Raw genomic sequence first — 13,868 nt, 5'->3', positions numbered from 1 at the left:
ACTGACTTGCTAACTGAGTGAATAAAAACATGAACTCAACAGAAAAAATGAACGCCATCGATTTGGTGAACAAAAATCTGGCTAAGCGTTACCGTGCAGAAAAGCGCTTTAAGGCGTACGGTATCGCCTCAATCACTTTTGGTTTGATCTGCCTGGTATTTTTGTTCACTGATATTATCGGTAAAGGCTATACCGCCTTTGTTCAGAACTACATCAAGCTGGAAATCAATCTTGATGCCGAGGCTCTGGACATTCGTGACCCAAGTGATGGCAACCAAGTTGCTGGTGCCAACTATATGGGGGTGGTGAAACAAGCATTGCGAGAGCGCTTCCCTGACGTCAGCGGCCGCAAAAATAAACGTACCTTGTATAAGCTGGTCAGCAATGGCAGTGGTTTTGATCTGCGTAAAATGCTGGAAGCTGACCCCTCAATTTTGAACACCACTCAAACCGTTTGGCTGATGGCCGACGATGATATTGATACCTATATAAAGTCGGCTTCTAAAGATGGCAAAGTATTTACCGGTCGCGTAAATGATATGCAGCAAGGTTGGGTGAAAAGCCTCGAAGACAATGGCGAAATTGAATCTCGTTTCAATACCGTGTTTTTCACCAATGGTGATTCCCGAGAGCCTGAGCAAGCCGGTATTCGTGGCGCCATCATGGGCTCCCTGTTTACCATGTTGGTGACATTGATTCTGTCTTTTCCAATTGGTGTGGCTGCAGCGGTTTATCTGGAAGAGTATGCACCGAAGAATAAGTGGACGGATCTGATTGAAGTTAACATCAATAATCTGGCAGCGGTTCCCTCGATTATCTTTGGTCTGTTAGGTGTTGCAATCTTTGTGGGGATGTTTGGCATGCAGCGTTCCCTGCCGTTGGTAGGTGGCATGGTGCTGACGCTGATGACCTTACCCACCATTATTATCTCCAGTCGTGCGGCGATCAAAGCCGTTCCGCCTTCCATCCGTGAAGCGGCTTTGGGTATTGGTGCGTCAAAAATGCAAATGATTCTTCACCATGTGTTGCCTCTGGCTATGCCGGGTATGTTGACTGGCGCCATTATCGGCCTGGCCCAGGCTTTGGGTGAAACGGCACCATTGCTGATGATCGGCATGGTGGCCTTCATTGTGGATATTCCCGGTGGGGTATCTGATCCGGCGACCGTTTTGCCGGTACAAATTTTCTTGTGGTCTGACAGCCCTGAGCGCGCTTTTGTGGAGCGTACCTCGGCGGCTATTATGGTGCTGCTTGGCTTCCTGATCGTGATGAATGCCCTGGCAGTCTGGTTGCGTAAACGTCTGGAGCGCCGCTGGTAATCCCGGCCTTACAGCAAAGAATGAATACAGGTGATACTATGGAAGCCACTGCAAGTGTCGACAATGCCGTGCAAGCGGAAGAAAACAAGTTAAAAACTATGAAAGAAGATGTAATAGCGCAACCTAATGTTGATGATATCGAAGGTACTGTAGGTACGCCTTTCGTTGAAAATGCCAAGATGTCCATGCGTGATGTAAACGTCTTTTATGCGGAAAAGCAGGCCATTTTCAATGTCGGTCTGGATATCGGTAAAAATGAAGTTGTTGCGATGATCGGTCCATCAGGTTGTGGTAAATCCACATTCCTGCGCTGTCTGAACCGTATGAACGACACCATTGATATTTGTCGCGTTCAAGGTTCACTGACATTGGAAGGTCAGGACATTTACGATCCGAAACTGGATGTTGTGCCTTTACGTGCACGCGTTGGCATGGTGTTTCAGAAGCCCAACCCGTTTCCAAAGTCCATTTACGATAATGTTGCCTACGGCCCGCGCATTCATGGTTTGACCAGCCGTAAAGCCGAGTTGGATGAAATTGTGGAAACCAGCTTGCGTAAAGCCAGTTTGTGGGACGAAGTTAAAGATCGTTTGCACGCGCCAGGCACCGGTCTTTCCGGTGGTCAGCAGCAACGTCTGTGTATTGCGCGCACCATCGCGGTAAGCCCTGAAGTGATTCTGATGGATGAACCTTGTTCGGCGTTGGATCCTATCGCTACCGCTAAAATTGAAGAGCTGATCGCAGAGTTGAGTGAAAATTTCACCATTGCCATCGTGACTCACTCCATGCAGCAGGCTGCACGTGTTTCCAATCGCACCGCGTATTTCCACCTGGGCAAACTGATTGAAGTGAATGACACCGAAAAAGTCTTCACTAACCCGGAACATGAACTGACCGAAGCCTATATCACCGGTCGATTTGGTTAATTGCTGGTTGAGCTAAGATCGAGGAGCTTTAACAATGGATAATCTTAATCTGGACCAGCACATTTCTGGTCAATTTAATGCCGATTTAGAAGAGCTGAAAACCCAGCTTTTGGAAATGGGCGGTGTTGTACAACAGCAGATCATCGATGCCGTTGATGCCATCGAACAAGCTGATAGCGAGCTTGCCGAAAAAGTGATGGTGATAGAAGACGAGGTCGACAATCGTGAAGTGAGCCTCGATGAAAACTGCACCACCGTATTGGCGCGCCGCCAGCCGGCCGCTTCTGATTTGCGTATGGTTCTGGCCGTATCAAAAGCGACGCGTGATTTGGAGCGCATGGGTGATGAAGCCCAGAAGATCGCCAAAATGGCGATTGCCCTGAACGAAGAAGGACAAGCCCCCCACGGCTATGTTGAGCTGCGCCATATTGGTGATATCGTTGAGAAGATGGTGAATTCCACTTTGGACGCTTTTGCCCGCTTTGATGTTGATGCTGCGGTGAAAGTGGCGCGTGATGACAAAGCCGTTGATCGTGAATACAAATCCGCCATGCGTGAGCTGGTGACCTATATGATGGAAGATCCGCGTTCTATTGGTCGAGTCATGAATATCATTTGGGCGCTGCGTTCATTGGAGCGTATCGGTGATCACGCTCGAAACATTGCTGAACACATTGTTTATCTGGTGAAAGGCCTGGATGTTCGCCACACCTCCGTTAAGGAAATGGAACGCCAGGTTAAAGACGCCTAAGCTTCCTCCACCTCTCTGAACGCCGTTACTCTTTCGCGGAAAACCCGTCGAAGGAATAACGGCGTTTCCATGTCTTGATGGATATCAAGAAAAAGTATGGGTGATTCAAGCGGCATGGCCTATACTGTCTGGCAGTTTATGTACTACTAGGCTCAGTCATTCGGATGATCGCATGGTCATTCATGGCGCTTTGGTGGGCTTTAGTGTTGGTTTAAGCTATTGCCAGGAAGTCAGAGCGGTCTCATGTCACAACATACGGTCAAAGAAATACTGCAATCCGTATCACCCGGTGACCAGGCATTTTTCCCCTCAATTGTCAGAGCGTTAGCCGAAGCCCTCAGCGCGAATATGGTTTTCATCGCGAGCATCGATAACGACACAAATACCGCAAAAACCATCAGTACCTACAGTCCCGACGGTGAACTTGAGGACTTTAACTACCAACTGCAAGATACCCCCTGTTGCCAGGTGGCCGAATCCGGCGATTTGGTTTGTACTTACAACGGCAATGTGCAAGCCAATTTTCCTGAAGACGATATGCTGATTGATATGGGCATCAACAGCTATATGGGCACACCGCTGCGCAATGCTGATCATGAAGTAATCGGTATCTTGGTCTCATTGTTTTCAGGCACTATTCCCGATCTTAAGCATGCAGAGCTCATGTTTAATTTATTTTCCGGATTGATCTCTCGAGAATTAGTGGTCGTTGAAAGTATGCGTCAACTCAGTGTGGCGAATCAGGTTTTCAGTAGCCTGGATGAAGCCATCGTTATTTTTGATCCGCAATTTAAAATCAGATTGGTCAATCGAGCGTATGAACGTATTAGTGGCTATCAGTTTGAAGAGCTAAGTAATAGACATATTTACGACACCGAATTTCTCGGGCGTAATAAGCAACTGTTGTACACCTTTTCGGAATCTATGGAGACCGTTGGGAGTTGGGTGGGAGAAATTAATGGTCGCCACAAGGATGGGGTTTTCTACACGGTTCAAGTTCAGGTAACAGCCAGCCGAAATCGAAGCGGCGATATTGAAAACTACGTGGCCGTACTGAACGATATCACCAGTAAAAAGCACGCTGAAAAAACCATTCACTTGCAAGCGAACTATGATAGTTTGACTGGCCTTCCCAATCGTCAGCTGTTTAATGATCGTCTTGATCAGGCCATTCGAATTTCCCGCCGTAAAAGCAAAAAGTTTGCCGTTATATTTATGGACATTGATATGTTCAAGTCCATCAATGACAGCTTGGGGCATTCCTGGGGAGATGTGCTGCTGGCTGAAGTATCCTTGCGTTTAAAACAAACCTTGAGATCCAGTGATACAATCGCCCGCTTTGGTGGCGATGAGTTTACGTTTATTGTTGACCCGATTGATAAAATGTCTGATGCAATTGCCGTATTGGAACAGATCACCAAAGCCATGCAGGAGCCCTTTAACCTACAGTCCAATCGCCTGTTTGTGACCAGCAGCTTGGGCATTGCGTTGTATCCAAGCGATGGTTCTGATCGGGAACAATTGATTGCACACGCCGATCAGGCGATGTATAGCGCTAAGAGCTTAGGAAGAAATCAGTATCAGTTCTTCACCTCTGATATGCATCAGGCGATGGAAGAAAAGTTGGCGTTGAAGAATGCGCTACAAGAAGCCATCATCAATCGGGAGCTTGATGTCTGTTTTCAGGAAATCCGAAACGAAAACGACAAAGAACAGTTGAAACTGGAGGTGTTGGCGCGCTGGTGTTACGAAGGAGAGTACGTGGCGCCAGATGTGTTTATCGATATTGCCGAAGAGTTTAACTTAATATCGAAGTTGGACGATTTGATTCTGGAACAAGCTTGTTATGCGGGGTTTCAGTTGCAGCAGGCGGGCATTCGTAATTTGATGCTGTGCACGAACCGCTCGCCGAAAGAGTTGGCCAAACGACGCAACCCCGTCGAGCGTTGGACAGACATTATTGAATCCTTTGGCTTGTCTGTGAATCAGTTCAATATCGAGGTGACAGAAAATATTTTGGCCCAGGACAGTGATGGTCATTTTGATGTTTTGTGTCAGTTGGCGGACGCCGGTTTTTCTATATCGGTGGATGATTTTGGTACCGGTTATTGTTCCCTGGGCTATCTTAATAAATTCCCGATCGACACCATCAAGATAGACAAAAGCTTCATCGACGAACTCGGCCAGAATGATCAACAGTCAGCGATCATTGATGCCATGATGGCCATGGCCAAAGCACTGAATAAACAGGTGGTTGCCGAAGGTGTTGAGCATCAGCATCAATACGAAGCCTTGCAACGTTTGGGGTGTCGCCAATTTCAAGGGTATCTGTTCAGTAAGCCGGTGCGACTGGCCGAGTTGATGTCCTCGCTGAACGAACGGGGGTTCATTTCCCGCTAGTGTGTTAAGGGCATGAGTCATGCCGCTTCTTGTTCGTTACACATAGAACAAGCCTCGAACAAAATAATCCTTAATTCAAACTACAAGGTACATTGAATGTTAGCAAAATACTGGCGTAGGAAGTCGAGCCTGGGTGTCGCCCTGCTGGCCCTGACTTCGGGTGGCGCGCAAGCTGAACAAGCGTTTACAGAAGAACAAGCCAAAGCAATGGCGAATTTGGCCTCCAGCTGCATTCACAAGGAGTTTCCCAATGTGGTGAAGCATTATTTTCTGGGCCCCCAGGATGTGCGAACCCCTAAGGAATTATACCCGTCATTTTACGGCTGCCTGGATTGGCATTCTTCGGTTCATGGGCACTGGTTATTGTTGCGCATGCTGCACAAAGCCGGAGACAAGCTGGACAGTGAGGCTATCCGCAGGCAGTTGGACCAGAGTTTTCAGCCGAGTAAGCTCACCGGTGAGTTAGCCTATTTCAATCGCCCTAATTCCGGCACTAGCTTTGAACGCCCTTATGGTCTTGCCTGGTTTTTGCAGTTGACCACAGAGTTACGCCAATGGGGCGACCCTCAAGCGAAGGAGTGGCTGCAGCGTTTGTTGCCCTTGGAACAAAAGATCGTTGCAAACATTTCCGGTTGGCTGCCTAAGCTGGCTTACCCCATCCGCGTTGGAGAACACAGCCAAACGGCTTTCGCCTTTGGTTTGATGTTGGATTGGGCGCGGGAAGCAAAGGATGAGAAGTTTGAAACTCTGCTGACCTCCCGCATCAAACACTATTATTTAAAAGATAAGAATTGCCCGCTGGCCTATGAACCCTCGGGTCAGGATTTTCTGTCACCATGCCTGGCCGAGGCTGATTTAATGCGCCGGGTTATGGATAAGAAGGCGTACCAGAAATGGTTGGGCGATTTCTTCCCAAGCTTACCCACGGACGGCAGCGCGGACTGGATGCCAGTCGCCACCGTCACGGATCGAAGTGATGGCAAACTGGCCCATCTTGATGGCCTGAACCTGAGTCGAGCCTGGATGCTGGAAGGCATCGCCAGCGCTTTGCCTGAATCTGACCTACGACGCGCGTCGGTAATGGCAGCGGCCGATGCACACAAAGACGCCAGTTTACCCGTGGTAATGGGCGACCTGCATTATATGGGCAGTCATTGGCTCGGCAGTTTTGCTACCTACCTGATCAGTAAACGCGGCTTGTAACACACAAAAAATATAAGGCCTCATTCGAGGCCTTTTTTCAGTCAAGCAATCAGTGCTGTTAGCGGCGGCGTTGTTGAGAGGGTTGCTGGCCGGGCTGCTGAGGATAAATCTGATGCATTCGTTGTTGTGCTCGCTTGCCCAGCTCGCCACCTGAAGCGGCGGCAAACTGGTAATATTCGTAAGCTTTGCGGCTGTTGCCTTCTTTTAGTTCAAGCTCGCCTAAATGAAAAGTAGCATACTGGGTTGGTAACATACTCAGACTGGTTTCAAAATCGATACGGGCACGCTGATCGTCGCCCATATTTTTACGTACGATACCGCGGCCGACATAAGGCCCAAAGTAGTTCGGATTGATCTCAATGGCGCGCGAAAAGGCTTTCAAGGCGGGTTCGCTGCGTTTCTGGTTTAACAGCAGCTTGCCTTTGGTATCCCAAAACAGGGCCTCTTTCGGTTGTTTGCGGATGGCTTGTTCGGTCAAGCTTAGGGCTTTATCCATCTGCTTTTTATTTGCCGCTGCCAAGGCTTCCTGGTGCAGTTTGTAGGCGGGGGCATCTTTGCGCAATTGTGCCATGGCACGATCAAACGCCTTCTTGTTGCGAACCCCTGGGGGCATTTGTTGTGCGCGGGCTCGGTTGGCGGCAACCCGTTCCTGGGACGGTGGGTGACTGGCAAACAGATTATTTAACCAGTTACTTTGACGACCCTCCGAGAGCTTCACAAAGGTTTCCTGCAATTCAACCGCGCCTTGAGGGTCATAGCCGGCGGCTACCATGTACTCCATGCCATAGGCATCCGCCTCCAATTCCTGGCCACGGCCGTAACTGGCGTGGAAGGCCGCTGAACCCATCCCAATGCCCTGCTGAATCAAACCACCGTAACGGCTTTGGCTGGCGGCGACAGCGGCCAATTGACCGCCAACCCCCAGGAGCTGACGTTGGCTCATCTGCTGGGCACTGTGGCTGGCTGCTGCGTGCACAATTTCATGACCGAGCACGGCGGCGAGTTGAGCTTCATCCTGCAAATGAATCAGCAGGCCGCGGTTGAAGGCTATTTTCCCACCCGGCAGAGCCCAGGCATTGGGTACATCATTGTTGAGCACCACAAATTCATAAGGCAGATTCGGGCGATCACTGAGTTTGGCCAGTTTCTGGCCAACGGAATTGATGTAGTGACTCAGGGCGGGGTCCACCTCATACGCACCTCCCTGGCTTTGTTGCGAAGGGCCGTATTGTTTTGTGCCCAGGGCGACTTCTTGGGCAGGTGAGATAAAGTTGATTTGGCTTTTGCCGGTTACGGGGTTGGTGCTACAGCCAACCACTGTGGATGCAAGGGCCAGCATAGCGATCAGCTTTGCAAATCCTTTCTTCACGGTGACACCTCCAAGACCTTGATTCGGGTATAATGCCGCTCATTCTAGCAGCCTGTCCTGGGGCTGACATTAGCAGGGTCGCCTTAACCAAGACTTAACTACTGACCCGCCACGTTTAAAGAGATCAAAGACATGCAAGCCCTACAAGTGATCGAGCTGTTCGCTGGATTGGACGCCAATGGCCAGGCCGTTATCGAAAGAATGCCTGTTAAAATCAGCGAAGAAGATGACAGTTGCCAGCTCGTAAAATCACCCGCATTTGTCAAGGGTATTGCCAGTGGAGACACAATTAAACTTCGTCCGGGTAGCCAGGACTTCGAATTGATTAAACGCAGTGGCAATCTCTGCATCCGAGTTCTTAGTCGTGATGATATTGGGCCTGTGGCGGAATCACTGGCGCCGGAGTTGGAAAAACTCGGTGGCGAACTGGATACCGAAACCGAACGCATGTTGGTGTTCAGCATTCACGTCAGTTGTGGCTTTCAGGCCATCGAAGCCCTGTTGAACAAGCACATTGATGGCCAGAGCAGCGTTTGGCTGTATGGCAATGTTTATGACCCACAGGATGGTGAGACTCCGCTGAACTGGTGGCAGTCTATTCTGGAAGAAAAATAATCGATCGTTAGCAATTAAACGTATTGTTATCTTTAATTGTTCTTGGCTGGCGAAATCCCTAATAATGTCAGACTTGAAACCAAATGCGAGGAACGTCTATGTTAATGGTGGTATCCCCGGCGAAAAATCTGGATTATGACACGCCGGCCAAAACCAAGCAGTTTACCGAAGCGGATTTCCTGGATCAGGCAGAAATCCTGATGGAAGATCTGCGTGAATTGGCGCCCCACGATTTGTCCAAATTGATGAGCATTAGCGATAAACTGGGCACATTGAACTACGATCGCAACCAATCCTGGGGGCAGCCTTTCACCACCGACAATGCCAAGCAAGCGGTATTGGCCTTTAATGGTGATGTGTACACCGGTTTGGATGCCCCGAGCTTCAAGGCCGACGATTTTAAATTTGCCCAGAAGCATCTGCGGATTTTATCAGGCTTGTATGGGTTATTACGCCCACTGGATTTAATGCAACCCTATCGCCTGGAAATGGGCACAAAGTTCGCCAATCAACGGGGTAAGAACCTCTATGAATTTTGGGGTGACATCATTACCGATGCTTTGAACGCCCAGCTGAAGAAGCTCAAAAGTGATGTGGTTTTGAATCTGGCGTCTAATGAGTACTTCAAATCGGTAAAACCCAAGCAACTTAATGCGAACATCATGACGCCGGCGTTTAAAGACCTTAAAAACGGTCAGTATAAAATGATCAGCTTTTATGCCAAAAAAGCACGAGGTTTGATGGCCGCGTATGTGATTAAAAACCGCATTACCGATATGAAAGACATTAAGAAATTCGACAGTGAAGGTTATGGCTTTAATAAAGAGCTATCTACCGAAAAACAGTGGGTATTTACCCGCGATCACGCTGAATAAATATATCACAGCCTGTTCACTGTGCATGGTGGGCAGGCCCTCTTGTTGTGATCGAACAGCTGTTTTAAAACCCTTTCTGTATTTTATTTTTACTCCCCGAATCATTAAAATAAGTCTGTCAGACGAATAGAACGATTGAGTTATGAGTGATTTAGATTCCGGTAAGCCGTTTTCACAGGCTTGTGAAAATAATCGTGAACCGATTTTTGATGTACTGAAAAATACCTTTGCCGAGAAAAAAAGCATTTTGGAAATTGGCAGCGGTACCGGGCAGCATGCGGTTTATATGGCACCGCGCATGGAACATTTGTTGTGGCAAACCAGTGATCTTTCGGAAAATGCAGAAGGCATTAATCGCTGGATTAACGATGAGAAAGTTGTCAATGTATTGCGTCCATTGGAAATCGATATTGAAAAGCATTGGCCAAACACCGAGTTACTGAATAACTTCGACGGTTTATATACGGCCAATACTTGCCACATTATGCCTTGGGAAACCGTACAGAAGTTTTTCGTCGGTTTGAAGGCCATGCGGGAAGGCTCACATCTGGCTATTTATGGCCCCTTCAAATACAGTGGCCAATTTACCAGTGAGAGTAATGAACGTTTCGAACATTGGTTAAAAGCTCAGGAAGCCCATCGCGGCATTCGGGATTTTGAAGCAATTGCCGATGAAGCGCACAAATCCGGTTTTGAGTTGCAGGACGACCATAAAATGCCCGCCAATAATCAATTGTTGATTTGGCGGAAGCGCTGATGCGAACGCTGCCGTTACGGCGGTAGCGTTCATCTTTCCTAAATAGCCGTGAACCTCAGGCTTCGTTTTGTTCCAATACTAGACGGATGCGTGTGGCGAGCTCACTAAGAGCGGTTGTCAGTTGTTCGATTGCGTGAGGGTAGCCATCACGGCTTAGATCCCGTTTAATATTAAACGAATGGATATTGAGGTCCTTACTTTCACCTTTCACCCAGAAATTTCCTGATACCACTGCCGTAGAATTTTCCGTGATTAAAAAATGCTTCAATTCGACAAAGAGGTGTTGTGCAGTTCCGTCTCCTAGTTGTTTCCGGTTGAGGTAAAGAATATCTTGGGATTGCTGATTTAAGCTATTTAATAAGGCTTTCTCGACGCTGACGTGAAGGTTTTCGGCCCACCGATGCTTGTTGGAAAACTGCAGCTTATTGGTGCTGAGTTGCATAACAATATGACGACTTTGAAGGTACTCGGCCAGTTCCAGCGATTGCAACACAACCTTTTGCTTCGCTTGTGGTTTGTTCAAGTCAGATAGATGGTCAGGGTTACTCAACAGATAGTAGTGAATACTTTCAGGCTGAGAGGCGCAAGCACTCAGGAGAACAAGCAATGGGGCGAGGCTCAGGGCTCGTTTTAAATGTGTCATTGTTGATGTCCTTTGGGTTCCACTTCAGGGCTTTCTGCTGGCGGGAAAACCAGACTGTTTGGTGCGCGATTCAGTTGTTTGATCAGGGGCTGCAGATCGCCTAACAATTGTTGAACGCTTTTCATGGTGCGGTTAATTTCAGTATTCGTAACGGAGCCCTGTTGGTAATCGCTGAGCAGACGATTGACCTCGACCAGAGTTCTGCTCATCTCGGCGATGATAAGCTTGTCGGCATTGTCACTGCTTGCTTTGATTGAACGGGCGGTATCGGAGAATTGCTTGAGCATGTGGTTGGTATTCTTGCCAATATCGTCCAGCGGCATGTGGTTAATCTTATTGAGAATCTGATTCATTTTTTCTGCAATCTGACCAAACTCTTCTGGAATGCTTGGAATCACTGGAATGTCCATAAAGCTTTCGATGGTCTCAGGCGGTGTCATTTCAGGGTAAATATCCACATCCACATACAGCGCGCCAGTGAGTAAATTTCCCGTTTCCAACGTTGCCCGGAAACCACGGTGAATCCAATGCAGAGTTTGCTGCTTAACAAATTCAACCCCTTCATCGGTGTCGGGTTGCTGTACTCGGCCAGGCTGAATTTCGATAATGACGGGGATGGAATACCCCTCGTCCAGAATAATTTGCTGTGAGTAGAATTCGGGGTTGATGTCTACCACCTGACCGATAACTAAGCCACGATACTCGACAGGTGCGCCAACTTTCAGACCGCGAACGGTGTCTTCAATCATCAGGGCGAACTTAACCCCCCGTTTGTATCGCTGATCACTGGCGGCTTGATGGTCCGGGTAGATATCAAAATAATCTCGCTCGGTGATGCGCTCTCCCAGTGACATTCCTTCGGGTACGCCAAAAGTGACACCGTTGGTGAGCAAGGTTTCGACGCTGCCCGTTTGTACTTCAAGGCCGTTTGCACCCAATTCAAAATTAATGCCGCTGACGTTCCAGAAGCGAGTGTTTTTGGTAATCAGTTGGTGATAGGGGGCCTCAATGAAGACATTGTAGTAAACCACCCGCTCTTCCAGGTTGAAATAAATGTCTTCAAACTCACCGACTTTCAATCCCTTATAAACAACGGCATCGCCCTTTTCATAAGCAAACTCATCATTGCTGTTTAAGGTAATGTGCAACCCTGGCGTCCCAATCGGTGTTACCGGTGGTTCGCTGCGGGCGATAAAGTCTGACTCAGAATCGCCCTCAAGGCTTGGTTCCATATTGATGTAAGGGCCTGACAAGAGTGTGCTCATGCCCGATACCCCACTGAGGGAGATGCGTGGAGTCACAATCCAGAATTCGGTGTTTTCCGTGAGCATCGTTTCAGCTTCTTTCGACATTTGAGCCGTGATCACAACGCCACTCAGATCGTCATTCAGCTTGATGTTTTTAACCAAGCCGATGTCGACTTCCCTGGCTTTGATTTTGGTTTTGCCCGCTTCCAGGCCTTCAGCGTTTTCAAAGGCGATGGTGATGACCGGCCCCTGATTGCTCAATTGATAATAGACAAACCAGAGGCCAATCCCCAGGGCGATTATGGGTACCAGCCAGACCGAAGACAGCCTCTTGGATTCTTTAATCGCAGCCAATTCGGAGAATTGCGTATCGTCACTCATTGTTGCTTATCCGCCCCATGATTGTTGTCTGTACGTTGATCATTATTCCACATCAGCCGTGTGTCGAAGGTCATGGCCGCTAACATCGTCGCTATGACAACACCGCAAAATGCCATGGCGGCTGGTCCAGGGTAAATACTCATCAAATTGCCCAGCTGAATCAAACTGACCAATATGGCCACCACAAAGACGTCGACCATTGACCAGCGTCCGATAAATTCCGTGACTCGATACCAAAAGATTCGGCTCTGGGTATTGCCGGTAAACCCCTTTTGCACGGTGTAGTTCAACCAGATCAGGATGATCATTTTGGCCACGGGTACAAAAACGCTGGCGATAAAAATAACCAAGGCAATCGGGTATGAACCCAATTTCCACAGTAAGAGCACGCCACCCATTATGGTGCTGGGTTCATCCTGGCCCAAGGTGCGAGTGTACATAATTGGCAGTAGATTGGCCGGGACATAGAGAATAACCGAGGTAAGCAACAGAGCCCAGGTGCGCTGAATGCTGAGACTCTGATTGATCTTACTGTGAGGGAAATCCACATCGAAGGTTTTTTTGATTTGGTGCTTGTCGACATACACCAGCGTAGCCACTGTCGTTAGGGTAAAACCGATATAACTGTAAAACGATAAGCCCAAACCGACATCAGCAAGGGAAACAATTTTAATCAGGCTGACGGTCACGCCCACCAGAAAGATTTCCACCATGCTCCAGGGGAGAAAGAGGTAAATCATCTTTGCCAGACGGGCGGCTCCCAGTGGTTTGACCTTCAGCAGGTGGCAGGTGTACAGATACAACAAGCTCAGCAAGATTGCCGCGGGTAGAATGAAAATCACCAGCAATAAGAGCGCGGCAAGCCCAAGGTACTCGTTGTTGGCCAGAATACGGATGCTGCCAGGTAAGTTCATGGATTGAGCGAGGCCCTGACTGGAAAAAGACAGAAACTCAAAGGGCAAGGAAAAGCCCAGAAAAATCAGCGCGGTCAGTGCCAGTGAGACAATGGCCTGTTCGTGATTGCGCTTATGGGAGGTTAACCGATAGCCACAGCGTGGGCAGTGCGCATTCTGATTATGGGTCAGCTCGGGAATAGCAAGCGGCAACTCGCATTCATGGCATGTGATGCTCTCGTGATTGTCCGCTGCCATGGTCGCTTCCTGGGTTCCTGCCATCTGCTCGGGGCCTATCTCTCGTTGTATTGCTGTGCAGTCTTATTGGACGTTTTGGGAGCTAAAGTCGACAAAAAGACATATGAGGCCAAAATTCTGATTCTCATCTCGGAATTCCTACAGGCATGTCATAAACTGGCCAAGTATGGATTGCCATAATAACAAGATAATAAGCCGTCGCTACTACGGCCCAAGGTACCGGAGATTGCC

Annotated in this window: 12 protein-coding genes; 8 read left to right on the top strand and 4 right to left on the bottom strand. The window is 48.5% G+C overall.

Annotated features, from left to right (window positions below; genetic code table 11):
• Nucleotides 1-29: 29 nt before the first annotated feature.
• The 5 genes from pstA to ABWW03_RS03585 all read left to right on the top strand — a co-directional run bounded on the left by pstA (nt 30) and on the right by ABWW03_RS03585 (nt 6,599).
• Nucleotides 30-1,319, top strand: coding sequence for a phosphate ABC transporter permease PstA (gene pstA / locus ABWW03_RS03605; protein WP_353406420.1), 1,290 nt, complete (start codon nt 30-32; stop codon nt 1,317-1,319).
• Between the two features lie 98 nt (nt 1,320-1,417).
• On the top strand, nt 1,418-2,245 hold the full coding sequence (gene pstB / locus ABWW03_RS03600; RefSeq protein WP_435372745.1) for a phosphate ABC transporter ATP-binding protein PstB: 828 nt from the start codon (nt 1,418-1,420) through the stop codon (nt 2,243-2,245).
• Nucleotides 2,246-2,279: 34 nt separating this feature from the next.
• A complete protein-coding gene (gene phoU / locus ABWW03_RS03595) occupies nt 2,280-2,996 on the top strand; it encodes a phosphate signaling complex protein PhoU (RefSeq protein WP_353406419.1) in 717 nt (238 codons plus the stop codon).
• Nucleotides 2,997-3,239: 243 nt separating this feature from the next.
• Nucleotides 3,240-5,396, top strand: coding sequence for a putative bifunctional diguanylate cyclase/phosphodiesterase (locus ABWW03_RS03590; protein ID WP_353406418.1), 2,157 nt, complete (start codon nt 3,240-3,242; stop codon nt 5,394-5,396).
• A 96-nt stretch (nt 5,397-5,492) separates the two neighbouring features.
• Nucleotides 5,493-6,599 carry a DUF2891 domain-containing protein gene (locus ABWW03_RS03585; protein ID WP_353406417.1) on the top strand — a complete coding sequence of 369 codons (1,107 nt, stop codon included), beginning with the start codon at nt 5,493-5,495 and terminating at the stop codon, nt 6,597-6,599.
• Nucleotides 6,600-6,657: 58 nt separating this feature from the next.
• On the opposite strand, the gene ABWW03_RS03580 is transcribed toward ABWW03_RS03585, so the two are convergent.
• Nucleotides 6,658-7,938, bottom strand: coding sequence for a M48 family metalloprotease (locus ABWW03_RS03580; RefSeq protein WP_435372744.1), 1,281 nt, complete (start codon nt 7,936-7,938; stop codon nt 6,658-6,660).
• A 162-nt stretch (nt 7,939-8,100) separates the two neighbouring features.
• Between ABWW03_RS03580 and ABWW03_RS03575 the strand changes: the two genes are divergently transcribed.
• The 3 genes from ABWW03_RS03575 to ABWW03_RS03565 all read left to right on the top strand — a co-directional run bounded on the left by ABWW03_RS03575 (nt 8,101) and on the right by ABWW03_RS03565 (nt 10,215).
• Nucleotides 8,101-8,583: a DUF4265 domain-containing protein gene (locus ABWW03_RS03575; protein WP_353406414.1), complete on the top strand. Its 483-nt coding sequence runs from the start codon at nt 8,101-8,103 to the stop codon at nt 8,581-8,583.
• Between the two features lie 98 nt (nt 8,584-8,681).
• The gene (yaaA, locus tag ABWW03_RS03570; RefSeq protein WP_353406412.1) at nt 8,682-9,458 is read left to right on the top strand and encodes a peroxide stress protein YaaA; all 777 of its coding nucleotides are present in this window, start codon (nt 8,682-8,684) and stop codon (nt 9,456-9,458) included.
• A gap of 142 nt (nt 9,459-9,600) precedes the next feature.
• Nucleotides 9,601-10,215 (top strand): DUF938 domain-containing protein, encoded by a 615-nt coding sequence (locus ABWW03_RS03565; protein ID WP_353406411.1) that lies wholly within the window; start codon nt 9,601-9,603, stop codon nt 10,213-10,215.
• Between the two features lie 55 nt (nt 10,216-10,270).
• Here the strand turns inward: ABWW03_RS03565 and ABWW03_RS03560 are convergent, their stop codons facing one another.
• The 3 genes from ABWW03_RS03560 to ABWW03_RS03550 are packed head-to-tail and all read right to left on the bottom strand — an operon-like array spanning nt 10,271 to nt 13,637.
• Nucleotides 10,271-10,858 (bottom strand): PqiC family protein, encoded by a 588-nt coding sequence (locus tag ABWW03_RS03560; RefSeq protein WP_353406410.1) that lies wholly within the window; start codon nt 10,856-10,858, stop codon nt 10,271-10,273.
• Nucleotides 10,855-12,486 carry an intermembrane transport protein PqiB gene (gene pqiB / locus ABWW03_RS03555; RefSeq protein WP_353406409.1) on the bottom strand — a complete coding sequence of 544 codons (1,632 nt, stop codon included), beginning with the start codon at nt 12,484-12,486 and terminating at the stop codon, nt 10,855-10,857. Before pqiB ends, ABWW03_RS03560 begins: the two co-directional genes overlap by 4 nt.
• The gene (locus ABWW03_RS03550; RefSeq protein WP_353406408.1) at nt 12,483-13,637 is read right to left on the bottom strand and encodes a paraquat-inducible protein A; all 1,155 of its coding nucleotides are present in this window, start codon (nt 13,635-13,637) and stop codon (nt 12,483-12,485) included. Before ABWW03_RS03550 ends, pqiB begins: the two co-directional genes overlap by 4 nt.
• Between the last annotated feature and the right edge of the window lie 231 nt (nt 13,638-13,868).

Origin of the sequence: Pseudoteredinibacter isoporae (assembly GCF_040372805.1) — a bacterium.
Classification (GTDB): Bacteria; Pseudomonadota; Gammaproteobacteria; order Pseudomonadales; family Cellvibrionaceae; genus Pseudoteredinibacter; species Pseudoteredinibacter isoporae_A.
Note: the sequence above shows the minus strand (reverse complement) of the source record. Positions and strands in the feature narration are given on the sequence as shown.